24 protein-coding genes are annotated in these 23,186 nt (G+C 64.5%); 10 read left to right on the top strand and 14 right to left on the bottom strand.

What is annotated here, in order from left to right:
• Positions 1 to 7 precede the first annotated feature (7 nt).
• The 5 genes from HHL08_RS13180 to HHL08_RS13200 all read right to left on the bottom strand — a co-directional run bounded on the left by HHL08_RS13180 (position 8) and on the right by HHL08_RS13200 (position 4,076).
• Positions 8 to 463: a hypothetical protein gene (locus tag HHL08_RS13180; protein ID WP_169573614.1), complete on the bottom strand. Its 456-nt coding sequence runs from the start codon at positions 461 to 463 to the stop codon at positions 8 to 10.
• Positions 460 to 861, bottom strand: a complete 402-nt coding sequence (locus tag HHL08_RS13185; RefSeq protein WP_235955048.1) for an endonuclease domain-containing protein — start codon at positions 859 to 861, stop codon at positions 460 to 462. Before HHL08_RS13185 ends, HHL08_RS13180 begins: the two co-directional genes overlap by 4 nt.
• Before the next feature lie 137 nt (positions 862 to 998).
• Complete coding sequence (gene sufB, locus HHL08_RS13190) at positions 999 to 2,483, bottom strand: Fe-S cluster assembly protein SufB (protein WP_169573615.1); 1,485 nt, start codon at positions 2,481 to 2,483, stop codon at positions 999 to 1,001.
• Positions 2,480 to 2,890, bottom strand: a complete 411-nt coding sequence (locus tag HHL08_RS13195) for an RrF2 family transcriptional regulator (protein ID WP_066606680.1) — start codon at positions 2,888 to 2,890, stop codon at positions 2,480 to 2,482. The genes sufB and HHL08_RS13195 overlap by 4 nt, the downstream gene beginning before the upstream one ends.
• 244 nt (positions 2,891 to 3,134) lie before the next feature.
• Positions 3,135 to 4,076 (bottom strand): helix-turn-helix domain-containing protein, encoded by a 942-nt coding sequence (locus HHL08_RS13200; protein ID WP_169573616.1) that lies wholly within the window; start codon positions 4,074 to 4,076, stop codon positions 3,135 to 3,137.
• A 353-nt stretch (positions 4,077 to 4,429) separates the two neighbouring features.
• Between HHL08_RS13200 and HHL08_RS13205 the strand changes: the two genes are divergently transcribed.
• From HHL08_RS13205 to ggt, 4 genes are all read left to right on the top strand, one after another.
• Complete coding sequence (locus tag HHL08_RS13205) at positions 4,430 to 5,488, top strand: quinone-dependent dihydroorotate dehydrogenase (RefSeq protein WP_169573617.1); 1,059 nt, start codon at positions 4,430 to 4,432, stop codon at positions 5,486 to 5,488.
• A gap of 54 nt (positions 5,489 to 5,542) precedes the next feature.
• Positions 5,543 to 5,830 carry a UvrB/UvrC motif-containing protein gene (locus HHL08_RS13210; protein ID WP_169573668.1) on the top strand — a complete coding sequence of 96 codons (288 nt, stop codon included), beginning with the start codon at positions 5,543 to 5,545 and terminating at the stop codon, positions 5,828 to 5,830.
• On the top strand, positions 5,827 to 6,084 hold the full coding sequence (locus HHL08_RS13215) for a DUF3253 domain-containing protein (RefSeq protein ID WP_169573618.1): 258 nt from the start codon (positions 5,827 to 5,829) through the stop codon (positions 6,082 to 6,084). Before HHL08_RS13210 ends, HHL08_RS13215 begins: the two co-directional genes overlap by 4 nt.
• 80 nt (positions 6,085 to 6,164) lie before the next feature.
• On the top strand, positions 6,165 to 7,865 hold the full coding sequence (ggt, locus tag HHL08_RS13220; protein ID WP_169573619.1) for a gamma-glutamyltransferase: 1,701 nt from the start codon (positions 6,165 to 6,167) through the stop codon (positions 7,863 to 7,865).
• An 89-nt stretch (positions 7,866 to 7,954) separates the two neighbouring features.
• Here the strand turns inward: ggt and HHL08_RS13225 are convergent, their stop codons facing one another.
• The 3 genes from HHL08_RS13225 to HHL08_RS13235 all read right to left on the bottom strand — a co-directional run bounded on the left by HHL08_RS13225 (position 7,955) and on the right by HHL08_RS13235 (position 9,595).
• Positions 7,955 to 8,446: a hypothetical protein gene (locus HHL08_RS13225; RefSeq protein ID WP_169573620.1), complete on the bottom strand. Its 492-nt coding sequence runs from the start codon at positions 8,444 to 8,446 to the stop codon at positions 7,955 to 7,957.
• 58 nt (positions 8,447 to 8,504) lie between these two features.
• Positions 8,505 to 8,945, bottom strand: a complete 441-nt coding sequence (locus HHL08_RS13230; protein ID WP_169573621.1) for a SufE family protein — start codon at positions 8,943 to 8,945, stop codon at positions 8,505 to 8,507.
• 134 nt (positions 8,946 to 9,079) lie between these two features.
• Positions 9,080 to 9,595: a hypothetical protein gene (locus HHL08_RS13235; protein WP_408021778.1), complete on the bottom strand. Its 516-nt coding sequence runs from the start codon at positions 9,593 to 9,595 to the stop codon at positions 9,080 to 9,082.
• Between the two features lie 124 nt (positions 9,596 to 9,719).
• On the opposite strand from HHL08_RS13235, the gene HHL08_RS13240 reads away from it, so the two are divergent.
• Together HHL08_RS13240 and HHL08_RS13245 are read left to right on the top strand one after the other, a co-directional pair.
• Positions 9,720 to 10,610 carry an aldose 1-epimerase family protein gene (locus HHL08_RS13240; protein ID WP_235955049.1) on the top strand — a complete coding sequence of 297 codons (891 nt, stop codon included), beginning with the start codon at positions 9,720 to 9,722 and terminating at the stop codon, positions 10,608 to 10,610.
• A gap of 122 nt (positions 10,611 to 10,732) precedes the next feature.
• Positions 10,733 to 12,310: a peptide chain release factor 3 gene (locus HHL08_RS13245; RefSeq protein WP_169573623.1), complete on the top strand. Its 1,578-nt coding sequence runs from the start codon at positions 10,733 to 10,735 to the stop codon at positions 12,308 to 12,310.
• Between the two features lie 167 nt (positions 12,311 to 12,477).
• Here the strand turns inward: HHL08_RS13245 and HHL08_RS13250 are convergent, their stop codons facing one another.
• Positions 12,478 to 13,746, bottom strand: coding sequence for a spinster family MFS transporter (locus HHL08_RS13250; protein ID WP_169573624.1), 1,269 nt, complete (start codon positions 13,744 to 13,746; stop codon positions 12,478 to 12,480).
• 106 nt (positions 13,747 to 13,852) lie between these two features.
• On the bottom strand, positions 13,853 to 16,201 hold the full coding sequence (locus HHL08_RS13255) for a TonB-dependent receptor (protein WP_169573625.1): 2,349 nt from the start codon (positions 16,199 to 16,201) through the stop codon (positions 13,853 to 13,855).
• Positions 16,202 to 16,359: 158 nt separating this feature from the next.
• On the opposite strand from HHL08_RS13255, the gene HHL08_RS13260 reads away from it, so the two are divergent.
• A complete protein-coding gene (locus HHL08_RS13260; RefSeq protein ID WP_169573626.1) occupies positions 16,360 to 16,974 on the top strand; it encodes a TetR/AcrR family transcriptional regulator in 615 nt (204 codons plus the stop codon).
• 121 nt (positions 16,975 to 17,095) lie between these two features.
• Positions 17,096 to 17,527 (top strand): PilZ domain-containing protein, encoded by a 432-nt coding sequence (locus HHL08_RS13265; RefSeq protein ID WP_169573627.1) that lies wholly within the window; start codon positions 17,096 to 17,098, stop codon positions 17,525 to 17,527.
• Positions 17,528 to 17,681: 154 nt separating this feature from the next.
• Here HHL08_RS13265 and HHL08_RS13270 read toward each other — a convergent pair whose 3' ends face one another.
• Together HHL08_RS13270 and rpsU are read right to left on the bottom strand one after the other, a co-directional pair.
• On the bottom strand, positions 17,682 to 18,272 hold the full coding sequence (locus HHL08_RS13270) for an FKBP-type peptidyl-prolyl cis-trans isomerase (protein ID WP_169573628.1): 591 nt from the start codon (positions 18,270 to 18,272) through the stop codon (positions 17,682 to 17,684).
• A gap of 88 nt (positions 18,273 to 18,360) precedes the next feature.
• Positions 18,361 to 18,567 (bottom strand): 30S ribosomal protein S21, encoded by a 207-nt coding sequence (gene rpsU / locus HHL08_RS13275; protein ID WP_006957190.1) that lies wholly within the window; start codon positions 18,565 to 18,567, stop codon positions 18,361 to 18,363.
• Between the two features lie 225 nt (positions 18,568 to 18,792).
• On the opposite strand from rpsU, the gene HHL08_RS13280 reads away from it, so the two are divergent.
• Positions 18,793 to 19,551, top strand: coding sequence for a class II aldolase/adducin family protein (locus HHL08_RS13280; RefSeq protein WP_169573629.1), 759 nt, complete (start codon positions 18,793 to 18,795; stop codon positions 19,549 to 19,551).
• Between the two features lie 126 nt (positions 19,552 to 19,677).
• Here the strand turns inward: HHL08_RS13280 and HHL08_RS13285 are convergent, their stop codons facing one another.
• On the bottom strand, positions 19,678 to 20,613 hold the full coding sequence (locus tag HHL08_RS13285; protein ID WP_169573630.1) for a toll/interleukin-1 receptor domain-containing protein: 936 nt from the start codon (positions 20,611 to 20,613) through the stop codon (positions 19,678 to 19,680).
• On the opposite strand from HHL08_RS13285, the gene HHL08_RS13290 reads away from it, so the two are divergent.
• Positions 20,612 to 21,298, top strand: a complete 687-nt coding sequence (locus HHL08_RS13290; protein WP_169573631.1) for a hypothetical protein — start codon at positions 20,612 to 20,614, stop codon at positions 21,296 to 21,298. The genes HHL08_RS13285 and HHL08_RS13290 overlap by 2 nt on opposite strands.
• Before the next feature lie 161 nt (positions 21,299 to 21,459).
• Here the strand turns inward: HHL08_RS13290 and HHL08_RS13295 are convergent, their stop codons facing one another.
• A complete protein-coding gene (locus tag HHL08_RS13295; protein ID WP_328804658.1) occupies positions 21,460 to 23,028 on the bottom strand; it encodes a caspase family protein in 1,569 nt (522 codons plus the stop codon).
• Positions 23,029 to 23,186 lie beyond the last annotated feature (158 nt).

The raw sequence follows: 23,186 nt of genomic DNA on the forward strand, positions 1-23,186 counted from the left end.
GCATCGCTTATCCCTCATGCGCGCGCTGAAGCGTCCGCGCGGTCCAGAACGCCATGTCGCGCACGTCGCCCGGCGCGGGGAACAGCGTGTCGATATAGCGCTTCACCGGCATATAGGGCCACCAGTCGGCCTCGCCCTCCGGCGGTCCCTTTTCCAACAAGCCGACGACGAATTCGCTGACCGGACCCATGCGGGCCAGGTTGGGCGCCTTCGCCTTATGGAACGCCTTGTCCTTGCGCAGCTTCTCGGTCATCGCCGCGTCCGCCTTTTGCAGCGTCTCGCGGCTGGTCGCCTGATAGGCATCGAGATCGCCGAACTCCGCGCGCGCGCGCGGCTCCAGTTCGCCTTCTTCCAGCTCATAATCCTCGGTCAGGATACGAACAGCGGCGGTCCATGACTGGCCATTGCCGACATCCTCCGCGAAATCCGCGAGGGCATCCTGAATATCGTCTTCGTCGCTCAAAATTCTGTTCCTTGAGAGTGGGTAAGCCCCTCCCCTTCAGGGGAGGGGTTGGGGTGGGGGCGTGCCCAACGATCAGGCGCCCGTTCGAGCGCGAGCAGGATCGTCTCACACACGCCGTCAAGATTGCGGATCACGTCTGCGTTCCCGACGTGCAGCACTGTTAATTCCAGCCTGTTCAGCGCAGCATCGCGCTTGAGATCGGCAAGAATATCATGCGTGTCGCCATCCACTTCGACGACCAGACCCTTTTGCGGGCAAAAAAAGTCCGCAATGAATGGACCTATCACGGACTGACGACGGAATTTGTGACCGCCCAATTGCGAGTGGGACAGACGGGTCCACAGACGCTTTTCCGCTTCTGTAGGATCGCGGCGCATGTCGCGCGCGAAGCCATCCAACTGAGCTAGGCGCTCAGCCGATAGCCCCCACCCCCGGCCCCTCCCCTGAAGGGGAGGGGAGTCAATGCGTGCGGATGTCTCGCGACTGCTAAAGCCCCTCCCCTTCAGGGGAGGGGTTGGGGTGGGCGCGCGCGTCATCACCCCACGCTCCCCTCCAGCGAAATCCCCAGCAGCTTCTGCGCCTCAACCGCAAACTCCATCGGCAGTTGCTGCAACACCTCCCGCGCGAACCCATTCACGATCAATGATACCGCACTCTCCGCATCCAGCCCGCGCTGCATCGCGTAAAATAGCTGGTCGTCGGAAATCTTGCTGGTCGTCGCCTCATGCTCGATCTGCGCGCTGGGATTGCGCACCTCGATATAGGGCACGGTATGCGCCCCACACTGGTCGCCCAGCAGCAGGCTGTCGCACTGGGTGAAATTCCGCACGCCCTCCGCGCCGGGCGCCACGCGCACGAGGCCCCGATAGGTGTTGTTGCTCCGCCCCGCCGAAATCCCCTTCGACACGATGGTCGATCGGGTGTTTTTCCCATTGTGGATCATCTTGGTCCCGGTATCGGCCTGCTGCATGTTGTTCGTCAGCGCGACCGAATAAAATTCGCCCACGCTATTCTCGCCATTCAGCACGCAGGACGGATATTTCCACGTAATCGCGGACCCAGTTTCCACCTGCGTCCACGACACCTTGCTGTTCCGCCCCTGGCACAGCGCGCGCTTGGTCACGAAATTATAGATGCCGCCCTTGCCGTCCGCATCACCAGGATACCAGTTCTGGACGGTCGAATATTTGATCTCCGCATCGTCCAGCGCGACCAGTTCCACCACCGCGGCGTGCAGCTGATTCTCGTCGCGCATCGGCGCGGTGCAGCCTTCGAGATAGGAGACGTAAGACCCCTCATCCGCGACGATCAACGTCCGCTCGAACTGCCCGGTATTTTCCGCGTTGATGCGGAAATAGGTGGACAATTCCATCGGGCAACGCACCCCCTTGGGGATGTACACGAACGTCCCGTCGGAAAAGACCGCGCAGTTGAGCGTCGCGAAATAATTGTCGTGCATTGGCACGATCTTGCCCATCCACTTCTTCACCAGCTCGGGATATTCGCGCACCGCTTCGCTGATCGATCGGAAGATGACGCCCGCTTCCTCCAGCTCCTTGCGGAAGGTGGTGGCGACCGACACGCTGTCGAACACCGCGTCCACCGCAACCCGGCGGCTGCCTTTGACGCCTGCCAGCATCTCCTGCTCGGCGATCGGAATCCCCAGCTTCTTGTAGGTGGCCAGGATTTCAGGGTCGACCTCGTCGAGCGAATCCAGCTCCACCTTCTTCTTCGGCTCGGCGTAATAATAGGCGTCCTGATAGTCGATCGGCGGTACGTTCAGCTTCGCCCAGTCCGGCGGCGTCATCGTCTTCCACATCGCAAACGCCTTCAGCCGCCAGTCGAGCAGCCATTGCGGCTCCTTCTTCTTGGCGGAAATGAAGCGGACCGTATCCTCGTTCAGCCCCTTGGGCGCGAAATCCTGCTCGATGTCGCTCGCCCAGCCATATTCATAGGTGGACGCGCGATCCGCGGCCTCCTGCGCTTCCTGGTTGCGAACGGTGGTGATTTGCTCGGTCATGCCATTTCTCTGCTAAGGCTGGCGATCGTCACGCCGGCCAGGGCGGATCGGATTGCTTCATTGGCCACGTTCATGTGCGGACGGATGCGGCAGTCGGTTTCCAGATTGCAGTCATGCGCTCCCAATTCGTTGCAGGCGGTCATGGCGATCGGCCCTTCGACCGCCTCCACCACATCGGCCAGCGTGATCGTGGCGGGCGGGCGCGACAGCCGCACACCGCCGCCGGTGCCCCGGCTCGATTCGAGCAGGCCCGCGGCCGACAGCCGGCTCACCAGCTTCTGCGCGGTGGGCAACGGGATACCGGTTTCGGCCGAAAGCGTGGTCGCGTTCATCTTCGCCGCGCCACAATGGCGCGCCGCTGCGGACATCAATACGACCGCATAGTCGGCAAAGCTCGATAATTTCATATCAATTGCGAACCATTCTCAAATCGGACTGATTCCATCCGATTGGGCGCATGTGGTCCCGCAGGCGCGGTTAATCAAGGCATTTCTGATGCCAGCAACCTTTAGAACCGATCGACATTTAGTTCAGGCGGAGCCGAAAAGCGTGATTTCCGAGTAACGGAGCGCAGCGTACTCAAAGTAGGTGAGCACCGGAACGCAGGAAAGCGCGGTTTGCAGGCCCGCCTGGGCTGCATGGCGATTGGTTCTAACTCAACCGGTTGAGCACCGCCACGTCGCCGCCCAGCGATCGCCGCAGCAACGTCAATTGCGCGACCGCCGACGGCTCGGTCTGCAACTGGTGCGGGGTCAGGCCGATGAAATGCTTGATCTCCCGAATGAAGTGCGACTGGTCGTAAAAGCCGCCCTCCTCGCACAATTGCTGCCAGCTTTCCCCGTCCAGCGCGATCCGCGCCGAACAGCGCAGCGCGCGATATTTGCGCGCCAGCAATTTGGGCGGCGCGCCATAATATTTATTGGCCAGGCGGGCGAGCTGGCGCGGCGACAGGCCCGTGGTTTCGGCCAGTATCTCGATCCGCGGCGACCCTTCGTCCATCAGCCAGGCGTCGATCGCCGCCAGCAATTCCCAGGTCGCCGGGCGGAGCGACCGCGTCAGCCGCCCCAATTCGCTCCAGCACAGCGCCGCCATCGCATCCGCGTCGTCGCCCAACCCGCGCAACCCGTCCAGCAACCGGGCATAGGCGTCGCCCCGCTCCGCCGCCAGGTCGCACAGCCGGTCCGCCAATCCGCTGGCGTCGCCGCCATGCAGCGCCAGCCAGCCGGCGGGCAGCAGCGAAATGCCGACCACCCGTGCGGGCCTGTCCAGCTCGAACCGGGTCGCGCCCATGGTCGGCCCCAACAGGCAGACGTCGGGCGTGGCCATCATCACCCCGTCCTGAAAATGATAATCGCCGCCCCCGTTCAGCATCAACCGCAACTGCGGCACATCGGCGCGGGTGACGTCGGCATAGCGGTCAGCCGACACGGTAAAATAATAGAGCGATCCGAAATAGGCACGCAGATGCGCGGGCGGCGCAAAATAGCGCAGCCGGACAGGCCCCTGTGCGGCATCGACTGTATAGGACAGCGGCCCGCGGTCATCCGGCAACGCGACGGCGCGCGCCATATTATCGCTGTGATGCGACCCCATGTTTTCACCCCTGCCGATCAATATGCGCCAACGCAGGCGCAGCGCAAGCGGCCGCTTGGAAATATGGTAAAGTTTTTCGACACCTAGCTTTGAAATGCGCCAAAAAATGACCCGGCGGTTTGCACCGCCGGGTCAGTAAAAGGTCTCATTGGCCATAGGCCAGAGAGCCTTCGGGTCGCAAGGCGGCTTTACCCCCGAATCGCAGCAACTTTATTGGATGAAACGGACATTTTTCGCGCGCAAACGGTCCCATTCATGACGTTTCTTGTCATGAAATAACCTTGTTGCCGCGCTGTTGCTGCATAGCCACAGTGACTCGACGGACCGATGGTCCGCTGGCATAGGCTATGGCCATGTCCTATCGCCTGATCCGCCCGCTGCTGTTCGCCCTGGATGCCGAACGCGCCCACCATCTCTCGATCGCCGCGCTGCGGTTCATGCCCACCCCCGCCCCGCTTGGCGTCGACCCGATGCTGGAAACGATAGTGGCGGGAATCCGCTTCCCCAACCCGGTCGGCCTCGCCGCAGGCTATGACAAGGACGGCCGGATCGCGCATAAAATGCACGGCTTGGGCTTCGGCTTTGCCGAACTCGGCACGCTGACCCCGCTGGCCCAGCCGGGCAACCCCCAGCCGCGCCTGTTCCGCCTGGTTCAGGACCGCGCCGTCATCAACCGCTTCGGCTTCAACAATGGCGGCCAGGGCGCGGCGGCGGACCGGATCGCCCGCTATCGCCAGCCCGTAAACAGCGGCGGCCCGGTGATCGGCATCAATATCGGCGCGAACAAGGATGCGACGGCGGCCGGGCGCGGCATCGCCGACTATGTGACCGGCATCACCTGCATGGCCCCGCTGGCCGACTATCTCACCGTCAACATCTCCTCCCCCAACACGCCGGGCCTGCGCGCGCTGCAAGGCCGCGCCGCACTGGATGATCTGCTCTCGGCGGTGATGGCGGCGCGCGGCGCGGGAACGACGCCGATCTTTCTGAAGGTCGCGCCCGATCTGGAACCGGCCGATGTGGAGGATATCACCGCCGCCTGCATCGACCATCGCGTCGATGCGCTGATCGTGTCCAACACCACCCTCTCGCGCCCGGCGCTGCGCTCGCCCCATGCGGGTGAAACGGGCGGCTTGTCCGGCGCGCCGCTGACCGACCTGTCGCTGGCGCGGCTTCGGGACTTCCGCCGCCTCGCCGGCACGCGCCTGCCGCTGATCGGCGTAGGCGGCATCGCCAATGCGGAACAAGCCTATACCCGCATCCGCGCCGGCGCGTCGCTGGTCCAGCTCTACAGCGCGCTGGTCTATGAAGGCCCCTATCTGGCGAAGCGGATCAACGCCGGGCTGAAGGCACTGATGGCCCGCGACGGGGTGAAGACGATCGCCGAACTGGTGGGCGTCGACGCACAATAGGATCAGCCGGCCTGGTCCCTGCACCCTGTTATCGTCGTTGCGCGTTGATCGGACATCAGCGACACGATCGAAACCCTCCAACGCAAAATGGACGCGGCGGCCCGTGCTCTCGATTTCGAAGAAGCGAAACGATATCGGGACAGGATAAGCCTGATGCGGGGCGGCGCTTCGGCACAAGACGCGGCGAAGGCTGATTTGGATGGGCTTCATCGCCAGCAGCCCGGAGCCATGGGCCTCGGCACCAGTCGACAGTGCGTTGCGCCGCCGCCAGGCTGGACGCCGCCTGCAAAGCCAGACCCGATGACATCCGGGCGCAGCATGCGGGGCAAGCCGCGAAAATGACGGACATTGCACGCGAAATGAGGCTGACGCTGCTTGGCGCTCGCCATGAAGGCGCGACGATATGCCCCAGCGAGGTTGCTCGGGCGATGGCCGCCGATGGAGATTGGCGAGGGGCGATGCCGACGGTCCATGCCGCGGTCGACGGTTTGGTGGCGCAGGGACTTGTGCGGCTGAGCTGGAAAGGGGAGCGGCTCACAAGCCGAGCCGGTCCCTATCGCATCGCTATCACCGATGGCGATCAAAGCGGCCCCTGACGTACGGCATAGGCGACCCTAAGATTCATCGCACCAGACAAAGGGTTGCGGCGCGCAACGCAATGGCTAGGGTGGATGCCATGCTTCCCCGCCTTTCGCGCCTGTTGGCCCCGCTCGCCCTCCTTGCCCTCATCCCCGCACCCGCCGCCGCCCGCGCGCCGGTGTCGACCAACGCCACCGTGTCCGCGGCCGACCCGCGCGCGGCGCAGGCGGGGCAGGAGATATTGCGCCAGGGCGGCAGCGCCACCGACGCGGCGATCGCGATGATGCTGACGCTCAACGTCGTGGAGCCGCATAATAGCGGCATCGGCGGCGGCGGCTTCCTGATGCATCATGACGGCGCGACCGGCCTGCTCGAATCGATCGACGGCCGTGAAACCGCGCCCGCCGCCGCTCGGCCCGACCGCTTCATGGGCGTAGACGGCAAGCCCCTCCCCTTCATTCAGGCCTGGCCGGGCGGCTATTCCGCCGGCGTGCCGGGCAATCTGCGCCTGGCGTGGGACGCGCATAAAAAATGGGGCAAGCTGCCCTGGGCCGACCTGTTCGCTCCCGCGATCCGCTATGCGCAGGACGGCTTCGTGCTGGGCGAACGCACCGCCACCGCGCTGCGCGCGACCCAGGGCATCTGGGCCGACTTCCCCGAAATCCAGAAGCTCTTCTGGGTGAACGGTGCCCCGCCCCCGGTCGGCACGACACTCAAAAACCCGCCGCTCGCCGCCCTGTTCAAACGCATCGCCGCCGAAGGCCCTGACGCCTTCTACACCGGCGAAAACGCCCGTCTCATCAGCCAGGCTGTCACCAACGCGCCGAAAAACCCGGTGCCGATGACGGAGGCCGACCTCGCGGGCTACAAGGCGCAACCGCGCAAACCCGTCTGTGGCCATTACCGCATCTACACCATCTGCGGCATGGGACCGGCCTCGGCCGGCGGCGTCACCGTGCTGGAAATTCTCGGCATGGTGGAACGCTTCCCGCTGGCGCAATGGGGCAAGGACGATCCGCGCAGCTGGCATGTCATCGGCGAAGCGATGCAGCTTGCCTATGCCGATCGCGAAACTTGGCTGGGCGACCCGGACTTTGTGTCGGTGCCGGTCAGCGGCATGATCGACCCCGCCTATTTGAAACAGCGCTCCTCGCTGATCCGGCTCAACAAGGCGCTGAATGTCTATAAACCCGGCACCCCGCCCGGCGCGCAACCCCGCACCGCCTCGCTACCCCAACCCGAAAGCGGCACCAGCCATTTCGTTGCGGTCGACCGCAATGGCGACATTGCCGCCTGGACCTCCACCATCGAAAGCTTCTTCGGCAGCCAGCTGATCGCCAACGGCGTCATCCTCAACAACGAACTGACCGATTTCAGCTTCACGCCGCAAAAGGACGGCAAGCCCGTCGCCAACCGGGTGGAACCGGGCAAGCGCCCCCTCTCCTCCATGTCTCCCACCATCGTCTATGACGCCAGCGGCACGCCGATCTTCACCATCGGCGCGGCGGGCGGCAAGACCATCATCATGCAGGTCGCCAAGGCGCTGATCGCCCATTTCGACTGGGGCCTGTCGGCGCAGGAATCGATCGCCCACGGCCTCCTCTTCTTCAACGGCGAAGGGCTGGTCGTGGAACAGGGCACCTCGCTGGAGGCGATGAAAGCGCCGCTGGAAAAACTCGGCCACCGCGTCAGCATCAACAAAATGGGCCTGAAAGCCAACGCCGCCGAGCGCCTGCCCGACGGCCACTGGCAGGGTGCCGCCGACCCGCGCAGTCCAGGCGTGTCGTTGCAGGAATAAAAGCGCAGCGTGCTCCCGCGCAGGCGGGAGTCCAGTACCGCCATATGATCTGGGCTCCCGCCTGCGCGGAAGCACGCCACATTCTCAAATTACCCCTTCAAATCCAGCCCCGCGACGTTGAAATCGAACGGCGCGGTCGCGTCCTTCGGACCCACCACCAGGTCGATCTTCACGCTCTTGGCGTCTTTTATCGCCTCATAAGCCCCCTGCGACGGGGCTATGGTGATGCCGTCCTTCGCCTGCGTCATCCGCCCTTGCCACGCATGGCGCTTGCCATCGTCGGTGGTCGCGGTGACGCGGCAGTCGGACAGGTCGCAGGTGAAGGGCGCGCCCACCAGCTTGACCGTCACGTCCGCCATCCCCTTGTCGAGCGGCTGGACCAGCAACACGGAAAATGTGTCGGGCGCGGTCATCGTCGCGACGGCATTGGCGCTGCCGATATAGGCGACCTTGGCCTTCCCGGCCTCTCCGCCTTCATATTTCCAAACCTGGCCGATCTGCTCGCGCTGGCTCGGTTCCTTGGTTTTGTCCGAACAGGCGGCCAGCGTCGCGACCGCTGCAATCATCAAAATGGTGCGCATCGCCTTCTTCCTTCCATATAGTTACGGAAGGATAATGTCTGAACCGGCCTGCGGTTTCCTATGCGGCGTAGCGGGCCGCCGTATCGCGGATCAGCGCGATCATGTTGGGGATGCCCTGGGTCCGGTTGGAACTGAGCTGGTTCTTGAGGTCAAACGGTGCCAACGCCCCCTCGATATCGGTCGCGTTGATCTCGGCCGGCGCGCGATCCTGCACGGTCAGCAGCACCAGCGCGATGATCCCCTTGGTGATCGCGGCATTGCTATCCGCCAGGAAATGCAGCCGGCCCCCATCCGGCGTATCGGCATCCAGCACCGTCGGATAGACCCACACCGCCGCCGAACAGCCACGCACCAGGGTCGCGTCGGTCTTGAGCGCATCGGGCATGTCCTCCAGCCCGCGCCCCAGGTCGATCAGCAGCCTATAGCGGTCGTCCGCATCGAGAAATTCATACTCTTCCTGAAGATCGGCGAGATTGGGTAGGTCGGTCATGCCCGCCATATAGGCGCAAATGGCAAAAGCGGAACCCGCTTTGCATCACGGCGCACCGTGTTCCCGCGCAGGCGGGAACCCAGTCCGGCCGTCTGAACTGGGTTCCCGCCTGCGCGGGAACACCTCAGCCTTGCTTCGCGCCGTCAGCTCGTGACCTTGCACCCCTTGGCCGCCGCCTGGCCGCGCAGATAGCCGCGGCGCGCGATGCCGGCCGTCACGGCCGCCTGCAAGCGCCGCTGCGCTGGCGCCGCGCCGCTGATTTCGCGCACCAGCCCGCGGAACGGGATCAGCGAGTTGACGATCGTCTTGCCCACCGCCTCGGCGATCTTGCCGGTGCGATTTTCGTTGGCGGCGGCACCGGCCGTGAAATCCTCGCCCAACACCGCGTTCAATTCCCCCAGCGATGTGTTCAGCCCCTTGCAGGTGCGCGAAGGCGGCGGCGCATAGGGATTATCCATGGCCTTGAGCAAAATCGGCGGGATCTCGTCCTTGTCCAGGCCGACGTCGCGCACGGGCTGGCTGGCGATCGTGCCCGCCTTGTCCAGCGTGTCGTCCCGGCGCTTTTCCTGCTTTTCGGGTGCCTGCTTGGCCTGGTCCTGCGCCAGGGCAGCGCCCGGCAGCATCAGCATCAGGGCAATGGCGGTCATAGTCAGTTTCATCGTCGTCCTCCCGGTCGGTCAAACCACCGATGGCCTTGTCGGTTCCCGAACGAAACGATCGCGGCGCAAGACAAGCCGCCACCCGCCCGCTATGCGACCATGTCGCTCATGCAGGAGTAGTGTCTTGTCCCGATCCCACGCGCGCCTCACCATCGCCTCGCCCGCTTTGTCCGTTGCCATCGATCCGCTGGGCGCCGAACTCTGGTCGCTCAAGGACGTTGCCGGGCGCGAGCTGATGACCGATGCTGATCCGCGCTGGTGGACCGGCCATGCGCCGCTGCTCTTTCCCTTCGTCGGCCGGTCGCGCGGCGACGTCTATCGGCTGGACGGACAGGAATATCCGATGCCCCAGCACGGCTTCGCCCGCCACAGCGCCTTCCTGACCGTCGAACAGAATGACGAGAACCTGCTCCTGCGGCTGGAGGCGGATGATGAGACGCGCGCCGCATACCCTTTCGACTTCCGCCTCGACATGGCCTTCGCGTGCGAAGGCGCAACCTTGCGCATGACCGCCACCGTCTCCAACCGGGGTGAAACGGCCATGCCCTTCAGCTTCGGCTACCACCCCGCCTTCGCCTGGCCGCTCCCCTATGGCGGCGCGGCAGAGGATCATCGCATCATCTTCGAAAAACCCGAACCCGCCCCGATCCGCAAGGTCGGCGCCGAACCCGGCCTGATCGCGCGCGAACCCTTCCCCTCCCCGATCGACGGCGACACGCTCGTCCCCACCCATGCAATGTTCGAAGGCGACGCCCTGATCTGGGACGATCTCGCCAGCCGCTCGCTCACCTGGGGCGTCCCCGGCCAACCGCATCTCAAGATCGCTTTCCCCGACACCCCCTGGCTCGGCCTCTGGCAAAAGCCCGGCGCCCATTATCTGTGCGTCGAACCCTGGGCTGGGATGGCGGACCTGGTCGGGTTCGACGGCGACGTCTGGGACAAGCAGGGCATCCTATGCCTGCTCCCCGGCGACAGCCGATCCTTCCGCATGGACGTGACTTTGGTTCAGGACTGACCCCTATTTTTTCTTGTCATTCCCGCGTAGGCGGGAATCTATCTCCCAACCCCACCTCCTGACGCAAGGTCTGGAGATGGATTCCCGCCTGCGCGGGAATGACGAACCAGAATGACTGATAGATGACCATCCCATCCCGCCGCACCTTCGCGATCATTTCCCACCCGGACGCCGGCAAGACCACGCTGACCGAAAAGCTGCTGCTGGAAGGCGGCGCCATCCACCTCGCCGGTGAGGTCAAGGCGCGCGGCCAGAACCGTCGCGCCCGCTCCGACTGGATGAAGATCGAGCAGCAGCGCGGCATTTCCGTCACCTCCTCGGTCATGACGTTCGAACGCACCCGTGACGGCGAAACCATCACCTTCAACCTGCTCGACACGCCGGGCCATGAAGATTTCAGCGAAGACACCTACCGCACCCTGACCGCGGTCGATTCCGCCGTCATGGTGATCGACGCGGCCAAGGGCATTGAGCCGCAGACTCGCAAGCTGTTCGAAGTCTGCCGCCTGCGCAACGTCCCCATCATCACCTTCGTCAACAAGGTCGATCGCGAGGGCCGCGAAACCTTCGGCCTGCTCGATGAAGTCGCCGACCAGTTGCAGCTCGACGTCTGCCCGATGAGCTGGCCCGCCGGCATGGGTGGCGAGTTTGAGGGCATTTACGACTTCGCCACCAACCGCCTGATGCAACCTACCGGCCCGTCCAAGGAGTTCGACGGCACCCGCCACCAGTTCACCGGCCTCGACGACCCGAAACTGGCCGATTTCCTCACCCCGCACGCGCTGGGAAAGCTGCGCGAAGAGGCCGAACTGTCGCAGGGCGGCTATGCCAGCTTCGACCTCGACCGCTATCGTGCGGGCGACCTGACCCCGGTCTATTTCGGATCGGCGCTGAAATTGTTCGGCGTCACCGAACTGATCGACGCGCTGGCCGCCCACGCCCCGCCGCCCCGCGCCCAGCCCGCCGAACCCGCCGCGATCGAACCGGACAATAGCGAAGTCACCGGCTTCATCTTCAAGGTGCAGGCCAATATGGACCCGATGCACCGCGACCGCATCGCCTTCATGCGCCTCGTCTCCGGCAAGTTCAAACGCGGCATGAAGCTGACGCCGTCGGGATCGGGCAAGCCGCTCGCCGTCCACTCGCCCATCCTTTTCTTCGCGCAGGACCGCGAACTGGCGGACGAGGCCTATCCAGGCGACATCATCGGCATCCCCAATCATGGCGCGCTGCGCGTGGGCGATACGCTGTCCGAAAAGCCCGGCCTGCGCTTCACCGGCCTGCCCAATTTCGCGCCGGAAATCCTCCGCCGCGTCCAGCTGAAAGACCCGACCAAGACCAAGCAGCTGCGCAAGGCGCTGGACGACCTCTCCGAAGAGGGCGTCATCCAGGTCTTCTACCCCGAAATCGGCAGCAACTGGATCGTCGGCGTCGTCGGCCAGCTTCAGCTGGAAGTGCTGATCTCCCGCCTTGAGGCCGAATATAAGGTCGCGGCGGGCCTCGAACAGTCACCCTTCGACACCGCCCGCTGGATCAGCGGCGACGATGCCGCGGTCAAGGAACTGGTCACCCATAATGTCAGCAACATGGCCAAGGACCGCGACGGTGCCCTCGTATTCATGGCCCGCAGCGCCTGGGACATCGGCTACCAGCAGGAACGCCACCCGCAGGTGAAATTCAGCGCCACGAAAGAGCGTTAAAAAACAACGTGCTCCCGCGAAGGCGGGAGCCCAGTTCCAATGGCTGAGCTGGGTTCCCGCCTTCGCGGGAACACGCCGCCTATTGATGCACCAAAATCACGAATGAAGCCATTGCTTCCGTCCATTCATGAAATGGCGACATCGCTACAATTGTCGCACTCGCTGTCTCACGCCGCGACCCAATCCTTGCGCAACGCCCGCCCCGCCAGCGCCATGAACAGCCCCGCGAGCAGATAAAAGCCCAGCGCCGCCACGATCGCATAGCGCAACGCCTCCACCCCATAGGTCGGCGTCAACGCATCGGACAACGCCCCGACGCTCCACGATCCCAGCCCCAGCCCGACCAGATTGTTAATCAGCAGGAAACTCGCCGCCGCACTCGCCCGCATATGGGCGGGGACCAGATGCTGCACGGCGGTCAGCACCGGCCCCAGCCAGACATAGACCAAAGCCTGCGGGATCAGGAACAGCGCGAAGGCGGCGGTGACGCTGCCCGACAGCACGCCGACCACGAACAAGGGCATCCCCACCACATAGCTGACCGCCGGCACCCAGGCATAATAGGCCTTGTCCTTGCCCCCCATCGCGTCGCCCAGCCATCCGCCCAGCAGCACACCCGCCACCCCGCCGATCAGCAGCAAACCGCCCAGAAACTGCCCCGCTCCCATCAGGTCCAGGCCAAAGCTGCGCATCAGCAGGCTGGGCAACCAGAAGGCGACGCCATAGCCGCACATCGAACTGCACGCCGCGCCCAGCGCCAGCATCCAGAAACTACGCTTGGCCGCCAATATGCCGAACACCGCCGACACCGGCACCGCATCGGCCGCCTGCACCGGCCGCGCCGGTTCGCGCACCACCAGCCGGAAAATCGGCGCGATCATGATGCCCATGATGCCCACCGCGATGAAGGCCGTCCGCCACTCCACCGCCTGCGCGATATAGCCGCCCAGCAGCACGCCGCCCGCCGACCCCAGCGGGATGCCAAGCGAGTAAATGGACAGCGCCCGCGCTCGCTGATGCTGCGGGAACGTGTCGGAAATCACCGCATAGGATGGCGCGACGCCGCCCGCCTCCCCCACGCCCACCCCGATGCGGAACAGGAACATCTGGGCGAAGCTGGTCGCGACGCCACAGAGCGCGGTAAAGCCACTCCAGATGGCGAGACTGACGGTGATGACCCATGTCCGGCTGGTCCGGTCCGCCAGCAGCGCCAACGGTATCGCCAGCGTCGAATAGAGCAAAGCAAAGGCGATCCCGCCCAGCGCCCCAAGCTGCGTATCGCTCAACCCCAGCTCCGCCTTTATGGGTCCAGCGAGGATGCCCAGAATCTGCCGATCGAGAAAGTTGAACGTATAGACCAGCAGCAGCATCGCCAGCACGACGCCACGATAGGCGGGGGAAGTAGCAGAGGCGGAAGGGGTAGGTAGGTCGGTCATGCTTGCTCCTTACGCCCCTCGCCGCAAAGCAAAAGCGTGTTCCCGCGAAGGCGGGAACCCAGTCCCGCCGTCGAACTGGATTCCCGCCTGCGCGGGAATACCGAACCTAAAACTTCACCGTCCCCGTTACAAACACCTGCCGCGGATTGCCATAAAAGGCCGTCAGCGTCCCCTCCCTGCCCAGCGTAGGCGTCGGGAAACCCGCGGCATTGTTGACGATCGCACCTGTCGTCGCATTGGCCGCGACGAAGGTATAGCCCGACGTCTTATATTCCTTGTCCAGCAGGTTCTTGCCATGCAGCCCCAGCGTCCAGCGATCGTCGGGCGCGGTATAGACGATGCTCGCGTCCCACAGCGCAAAGCCCTTCTGGTCGATATAGGGGTTGGGAATTTCGAACTGATAGACTTTGCTACGCCACGACACCGTGCTGCCCAGATACAGGCTGCCCGCCCCCACCGGCGCGGTATAGCCCAGCGTGCCGCTCGCGGTCCATTTGGGCGTATTCTGCACCTCGCGATTGGCTGCCACATCGGTCGGCACGCCACCGATATTGCTGATATATTCGCGATATTCCGCGTCGATATAGCCGATCGCGGTGGACAGGTTCAGCCGGTCACCACCGGTCAGCATGTCACGGCCCAGCCGCGCATTGCTCTCGAACTCCAGCCCCTTGAACCGCGCCTTGCCCGCATTGGACACGACGCCGCAGAAGGAGGGGATGCCGCCGACCGAGCAGGCGACCGATCCGGGGATCTGCACATCCTTATAATTGGCATAGAAGCCCGCGACCGCCACATACAGCGCGCCGTCCATGAAATTGCCCTTATAGCCGACTTCATAGCTGTCGACGCTTTCCGGACGGAAGCTCAGGAACGCGGCGATCTCGCTGTCCTGGCGGATGCCGTCGCTGTTGAGGTCGGGGGCGTTGACGCCCACGCCGCGCGGGTCGAAACCGCCGCCCTTGAAGCCCTGCGCATAGCTGGCATAGAGATTATGGTCGGGCGTCGGCTTGTAGCTGACCGACACGCGCGGGGTGAATTTCCTATATTCGCGCTCCCCGTTGAAATTGGTGCCGGGCGCGCCGAACGCCACCCCAGCGCCGCCAAACAAGGGCGACCCGCCACCCAGATAATTTTGCCGCAATATGTCGGCCCGCCGCTTGTCCCAGGTATAACGACCGCCCGCGGAAATGCTCAATTGCTGCGAAATGTCGAAGGTGAAGTCGCCGAACACCGCATAGGTTTCGGTATCGACATCGGCCTGGGTATAGGCGGTTAGGCCGGGAACGGTGGTGAACAGCCGCACGTCGAACGCCGTGTCGGCCTTGGCATCCAGATAGTAGAAGCCGACCATGCCGTGCAGCGGCCCCTGGTCGTAAAGCAGCTGAAATTCCTGGCTCAACTGCTCGTTGAAGTAGAAGGCCGGCACATCGACATCGACCGCGGGCAGCGCGTCGAAATCGATCGGCGACGCGCTGTCATCCTTGCGCCACGCGCTGATCGACCGCAGCGTCACCGCGTCGGACAGTTCCGCCGTGATATTCATCGAAAGCCCGTAGGATTTCACATATTGCTTGGGGTCGGACAGCCCGCCGCGTGTGTCGAAAACGTCGTCCAGCACCGGCGCGCCGGATAGTTGGCCGGGGATCAGGCGATGGCCGCCGCGCGCGCTGCTATCATCCTTGGTATAGTCGCCGGTGATGCGCATCAGCACCGGCTGGCCATAGCCGCCCATTTCGAACGTGGCCCGCCCGGCCCAGACATCCTTGTTGTAATTCTCGTCCCCGGTGGTGAGGTTGTCGCCAAAGCCGCCACGCGACAGCCGGGCGAACGCGCCGCCGACGCGGATCAGGTCGCCGATCGGGGCAGAGGCGCTGATGATGCCATCGGCTTGGTCATAGGTGCCATAGCTGCCCTTGATCTTCAGCGCGAAGTCCTGCGGCAGCATCTTGGTCACATATTTCACTGCGCCGCCGATCGTATTGCGGCCATAGAGCGTCCCCTGCGGCCCGCGCAGCACCTCGATCCGCTCGACATCGTAAATGTCCAGAATCGCGCCCTGCGGCCGGTTCAGATACACATCGTCCAGATAGATGCCCACGCCCTGTTCGAAGCCGGACACCGGGTCCTGCTGCCCCACGCCGCGGATGAAGGCGGTCAGCGTCGAATTGGTGCCGCGCGACGCTTCCAGCGTGGTGTTGGGCGTCACATTCGCCAGATCGGTGATATCGATCGCCCCGCCGCGCTCCAGCGCTTCGCCGGAAAAGGCGCTGACCGCGATCGGCACGCTCACCAGCGTCTCCTCCCGCCGCCGGGCGGTCACGATGATCGCCCCCTCATCCTGCTCGACGGTGGCGCCCTGCGGCACCTGCTGGGCCAGCGCCGGCAGCGCGGCCACGCCGCTCCACGCGGCGGAGGCAAGGGCGATGGCGCGAATGCTGTGATGGGCCTTCATGGGCGGTTCCTCTCCTGATCGGTGCGCCCGGTTGGCGGGTCGCGATGCGTCTTGACCGATTCGATAATGAAAGTTGAACCAACTTTCAACTTGAAATAGAGAGGCGCTGACGAGCGACCGTCGCTGCGGCAAAAAGAACACAGATGGCAGGAGTGGTGATGACCGGGGAAGAGGCCGCCAAGGACGACAAGACACCGCGCACCGCGCGCGGCGAACGCACCCGCCGCGCGCTATTGTCGGCGGCGGCGCAGGAATTTGGCGAAAAGGGTTTCCATGACGGCTCGATCAGCGGCATCACCCGCCGGGCGGGCTGCGCGCTGGGCAGTTTCTACACCTATTTCGATACCAAGGACGATATCTTCCGCGCGCTGGTGAACGACATGTCGGGCCAGGTGCGCGACTATGTGTCCCCCCGCATCGCCACCGCGCGCGACGGCATCGACGCCGAACGGATCGGCCTGCTCAGCTTTCTGGAGTTCGCGCGCGAACATAAGGAAATCTACCGCATCATCGACGAATCGGAATTTGTCGATGCGGCCGCCTATCGCGCCCATTATGAAAATACCGCCACCCGCATGGCCGGACGGCTCCGCGCGGCCGCGGACAAGGGCGACGTGCGCGCCGATGTGGAGGAGGTTCATGCCTGGGCGATCATGGGCATGAACGTGTTCCTGGGGCTGCGCTTCGGCGTCTGGGACGACAGCCGCCCGGCCGAAGAGATCGCAGCGATAGCCAACGCATTGGTGGAAAAGGGGATCGGCCCACAACGCTGAGCGACTGCCATGGCAGCCGTCCCATTCCCTGCCCGGATCGGCGCGGGGGACGCCTGCGTCCTGCAACCATCGACCGTTTCGGGATTCCTCATCCGTGGTGCAACATCATGCGAGAAGGATCATGGACCTGCCCCCGCGCGCAAAGCGCTCTACCGTTTTCATGGACGCCCATGTCCATCTGGGCGAGTCGCTTGCCGCCCGCCAACTGGTTCGCATCCGCGATATTTCCGAAGGCGGCGCAAAAGTTCAGGGCCGGTCACCCGGCGTGGGGGCGCGCGTCACCATCATGCGGGGCGCGACGGAAATCCCGGCACGGGTCGTCTGGACCACAGGCCAGCATTTCGGCGTCGCATTCGATGAACCGGCCGATGTGGAGGCGGTGTTGAAAGCCGCCACCCCGAAGTCCCCCGACAGACCGGTTTATGCCAAGGCGCTAACATCAGGCCTGACGCCGGGACCAGCACAGGTCAGGCGCACCATGCCGCGAACGCGAACGCTGCCGCCGACAAATCGGTCGACGTTCGGGTTGCGACTCGCGAGCATCGATAGCTAGAGCGAGACGGCTTGAGCCTGTCTCAGTCCGTTTGTTGAGTAGAGGCGAAGCGAAGTCGAATAGCGTATCGAACCATCAAGCGATGCGCATCGATACGCCATTCCGACAATCTCAACGGCGGCTCACAACTGGCGGATCAAGCCGATGATCCGGCTCAGTTACCCCGCTGCGGCAGCACGCCCGGAGGCATCGCGCCCTGGGGCATCCCACCTTGCTGTTGCTGCATTTGCTGCTGCAACTTCATCAGTTCGGCCTTCGACTTGAAGTCGTACAGTTCGACGTCGAACACCAGCACCGAACCGGCCGGGATCGGGCCGGCCGCCTGGTCGCCATAGCCCAACTGCGGCGGAATCCAGAGGCGATACTTGCCGCCCTTCTTCATCTTTTGCAGCCCTTCGGAGAAGCCCGGCACGACGCCGTCGATCGGCATCGGCGCCTGCGGATTCTCGTCGAACACCGTGCCGTCGAGCAGCGTGCCCTTATAACCGACCAGCGCCACGTCGGCGGGGGTCGGGTTGGCGCCGGTGCCTTCCGACAGAACCTTATATTGCAGGCCCGATTCGGTGGTCACAACGCCGTCCGCATGCGTGTTCTGCGTCAGGAACGCCGACGGCGAGGCTTCGACGCCCTGCTGGCCCGCCCAGGCGAGGCCACCAGCCGCCAGCGCGATCGCGGCGACACCGATCCAGAGGCGCGTCAACGACCCCTTGGCGATAGAACGAAGGGGTACGGCCGTCGTGGACATGGCGCATGCTCTCGCAAATTAAGGGCAGGGTGTTCGGCAGGACACGGGGCGGCGATGGCGCATAGGCCGGGGACCGCCCCGATAGCGCTTACTTCGCGCCGTCGCGCTCGGCGCGCTTGCGATCCATCTTGCGGGCGCGACGCACAGCGGCAGCCTTTTCGCGGGCGCGCTTTTCCGAGGGCTTCTCGTAGTGACGACGCAGCTTCATTTCGCGATACACGCCTTCACGCTGCAACTTCTTCTTGAGTGCGCGAAGAGCCTGGTCGACATTATTGTCGCGAACGATGATCTGCATAAGTCCGTTAATCTCCAATCGAAAACGAGCGGTTCGCCGGGATTTTCACGTCTTTCCCGACGGGCCGACCGAATAGCAAAGCCAATGAGTCGTCGCAGGTCGCCCTACGCCATGTGGGCGGCGCCCTATCAGCAGAGTCGCGTAAACTCAACCCTAAAGCCTTCATACTCGACAAGCCGAGCATGCGGGCGGATAGTGGCGGCATAAAAATAGTGGAGGATCGCCATGGCTACAGCCGCCAAACACCCCGATATGCCCGCCGCCGAATGGGCGGCGCGCCAGCAGCTTGCCGCCTGCTACCGTATCTTCGATCATATGGGCTGGTCGGAACTGATCTACAACCATATTACGCTGCGCGTACCGGACGAAAACGGCGCTTTTCTCATCAATCCCTTTGGCCTGGGCTATGATGAGGTGACCGCCTCCAACCTCGTCAAGATCGACATAGACGGTCAGGTGCTGGACGGCAGTCCCTATCCCGTCAACCGTGCGGGCTTCACCCAGCATAGCGTGTTTCATCGGCATTTGCCCGACGCGCATTGCATCATTCATACGCACACGACCGCGGGCATGGCGGTCAGCGCCTGCGCAGAGGGGCTGAAACCGATCAGCTTCTACGCCGCCGCCTTCATCGGGCGAATCGCCTATCATGACTTTGAAGGCATCACGATTCGCGCCGACGAAGGCGAGCGGCTGATCGCCAATCTGGGCGACCGTCGCGTCATGCTGTTGCGCAATCATGGAACGCTGGTGATGGCGGGCAGCCTGCCCGAAGCCTTCCTGACCCACTGGCTGTTGCAACGCGCCTGCGAGATCCAGGTCGCGGCGGGCGCGGCGGGCACGCCGATCGACATTCCCGCGGATGTGATCGCAGTGCATCAGCGCGACCTGAGCGCCGTGCAATTGCCGGTCGGGCCGGGCGTGCCCGATTTCCAGACGATGGTGCGGCGAATCGACCGGATCGATCCGAGTTGGAGGGACTGAGGCAATAAACCTGTAACAGGCCCGTTCGCCATGAGCCTGTCGAAGGGCTGTTCTTTCCTTCTCACGCTGGAAGAAGGACGGGGCTTCGACAGGCTCAGCCCGAACGGAGGAGGGTGAACTCGATTTTCACGGCCGCGGGCAGCTTTCGCCTTCCGCCACCATGCGCCGCACCTCCTGCGCGGCGACCTGGGCCAGCCAGGCGCGGCGCTCCGCCTTGTCGGCGTTCCGCTCCGCCAGCGCGCGCGCGGCCTGCGCCGCGTTGCGCTGCTGCACCGCCATGCGGGCATAGGTGAAGGCAGCGATAGACAGGCCGCTCAGCACGACGATCAGCAGCAGGGCGGCTGCGGAGAGGGCGGCGGCGATTCGCCGGCTGCGGCGCTGGTCGCGGCGATAGAGCGCGGCATAGGGCGCGCCGAGCAGGCCCGCGATCAGCTTGAGCTTGACGATATGGCGCTCATTCTTTTGCAGGTCGGGCGCCAACGGTTCGAGCGGCTGGCTGCGATCCAGTTCACCCGCTGCGTCCAGCGCGAAGAGCAAGGGCGCGGGAAAACAGTCGGTTTCCGGATCGCCGGGCACGCCAGCGGCGATCAGCGCAAAGACCGGGGCACCCGGATTGCAGCGCTTGAACGATCGGATTTCCTTGTCGACCCAGACCGATCGGGCCGCGCTGGGCGAGCAGATGACGATCAGCGCGTCGGACCGGGCGAGCGCTCCCTGCAATTTGGGGCCAAGTTCGGCGGCCCCCGCCAGTTCATCCTCATCGCGGAAGATCGGGCGCAACCGCGCGGGGATCGGGCCGCGATCGCCCGCCGTCCCCACCAGCGCGCCGGGCACGCGATAATTTTCGATTGCGCGGTGCAGCCAGCGCGCGACCTTCATGTCGGCATGGCTGTAGCTGATGAAGGCGGCATAGCGTCCCTCGCCCCCGACCGCACCGACCAGCGCCGACAATTGCTTGTGGGCATAACCCGCCAGTTCCGCGCCGCCCGCAAGCACTGGCTTTCCCACCGCTGCGGCAGTATCCACAGGGGACGAGAATATCTTACCGAAAGGGTTGGACATGATGGGGAAATTCCTGATCGCGGGTGTGGCGATGATGGCGCTTTATAGTCCCGTCGCTGCGCAGGAGACGGTTCCGACGCCAGCCACTCCTCCGCCGGTCGCTTCTCCAGTCACGCCCCCCGGCCCGCCCGCCGATCCCTTCGCCCAGGCGATCGCCGCGCGTCAGGTCGCCGACTTCGCCCGGCGCGAGCGTGATCCCCATGCGATGCTGACCGCCGCCCGGATGCTGCAACAGGTGCCGATGGCCGATGGCGCGACCCCGGCGCAGGGCGACGCCGCTTTCTCCCCCGACGCGCTGTTTACCGAGGCAAAGGCGCTGGCGCGTGACGACCAGGCGCTGCTCTTGCAAATTCGGCTGGCGCAGTCGGCGGCGGGGCGCGGCGTGCTCGCCTCCGCCTTTGGCAAGGGGCTGGTGCGGCGCGTGCAGGACGTCAATCCGCGCAACGCCTATCGCTTCAACGTCACCGCCAAGGGCGGCGAGCCGCTGCGCATCGGCGCGATCGGCGATATCGGCACCAACATGTATATCCGCCTGCTCGATGCGTCGGGCCGGCAGATCTGCCTGGACGACAATGCCGATTATGCCCCGGTCTGCGCCGTCACGCCGCGCGCGTCGGGCCAATATCGGGTCGATATCGGCAATAAAAGCGCCGCCAAAAGCCGGACCGTGATCCTGAGCAACTAGGACCAATCGACATTCAGCCCTGACGGCCTGCAAATGGCGATTTTCCGCGCTTCCGGTGCTCACGTACTTTAAGTACGCTGCGCTCCGGGTCACGAAAAACCACCATTTTCGGCTCGTCATCTTCTGAATGTCGATCGGTCCTAAGACGCGCGGCGGCATGGTCAGTTGCCGGTATAGAGTTCGCCGACCGACAGGCTGGCCTGCGCCCCGGCCTTGACCATCAGGTCGCGGATCGGGGCGACCAGTCGGGCCGCGGCGCGCTGGTTCTCGACCATGCGCAGCAGCAGGCGGAAATCGTCGGGCGGCTGCGCCGTCACCAGCGCGACGACATGGTCCGCGCCGAACGGCGGAATGACCTGGCTTTCAAGGACGGGCAGCGATTGGCCGGCGGCCAGTTCGCCCTTGCCGTCCGATGCGGCGACCGGGAACAGCCGCTGCACCGTGCCGTCCGACGCGATGTTGAACACGGTCGCATAACGCGGGCCAGGCGCGACCGAGCCATCACCCGTTTGCGCCAGCGCCAGCGTGACCGGCGCGCCGGACGGATAGCGCGCGCCATTGTCGAGCGGGCCGACCATCAACCGCGCGCCGCGTTCCGACAGGAGCGGGCGCAGCGCCTCCAGCGCCGCCCATTTATCGATCACGCCCCGCACCTGCGCCGGGGTCTTCACATTCTGGGCGACGATGTCGCCGGTGCGGCGCAGCATTGCCTGCGCCCGCGCGTCCCACACGAAATCGGCCCCCTGCCCGTCGGTCAGGATGCGCCAGGGATGATCGCCGCTGACGCTGGCACGCGCCTTCACATCCGCGACATAGAGACCAGGCAGCGGCGGCGGCACCGGCGGCGCGGGCGGCGGCGGCACGGTGGCGAACAAAGGCTGCCCCTCCCGCCCCGGCGGGATGATCGTGCTGCTTTCCTGCCGCTGGCCGCTCAGCATCCGCACCTGGACGTTGAGATAGGCGCCCAGTTCGCCGATCGACAGCGTGCCGTCGCCATCCTGGTCGGCGGCCATGCCCTTGCCGTCGGCGCGCGGCGTGGACATGCCCTGCTCGAAAGACCAGGTCAGGAAGCCGCGAGTCGGCGCGCCCTCCACCGGCAGCGCATTTTCCCAGGCGATCTGATCGTCAAGCGCCGCGCTGATATAATAGAGGTTGGGCAGGTCGTCGCGCGTGGCGCTGACCGGGGCCGCATCGGCGGACGCCAGCACGCTGGCGAAGCGCGGCGCCGGGCGCGATCCCAGTTCGACATTACGCGCGCCCAGCGTCAGCCGCGGGGTCATGCCCATGACGCGCGGATCGACCGAACGGTGCAGCGTGCCGGAATGGCAGGTGTCGGCCATCATCAGCACCTGCACGCCCTTTGGCACATACAGGGACAGCCAGGTGTAGAAATCCTTGTCGACGATGAAGCGCTCTGCGTCCTTCACATCGGGATCGAAGCCGGGCAGCGGCAGGAACTGGTCGGTGTCGCCGTCGCGCGTGCCCTTGACCGCGGCCTCGGCCAGCGCGCCATGGCCGGTATAATAAAGGAATATCCAGTCGCCCAGCCTGGAGCGCAGGCCCAGCGCGTGTAGCGCGGTTTCGACCGTGGTGCGGCTGACGCCGTCGTTGCGCAGCACGGTGACGTCGCTCGCGCCCTGTCCCCGAATCAGCGCCTCCATCGCCGCCAGATCATTTTCCGGCCCGACAAGGTCCATGATCAACTTGGACTGGAACTGCCACGCCCCCACCAACAAGGCCCGCGTTTCTGCATGAGCATGACCGGGACTAGTCAATATTGTGACAAAGCCTACCAGTACTGTTGCCCAGAGTCCACGCCGCCCCTTCGACATTGGGATTCCCCCGCGCTTTTTTGTTGCCTCGACAGATATATACCCATAGTCTTAGA

Source organism: Sphingobium psychrophilum (assembly GCF_012927105.1).
GTDB lineage: Bacteria > Pseudomonadota > Alphaproteobacteria > Sphingomonadales > Sphingomonadaceae > Sphingobium > Sphingobium psychrophilum.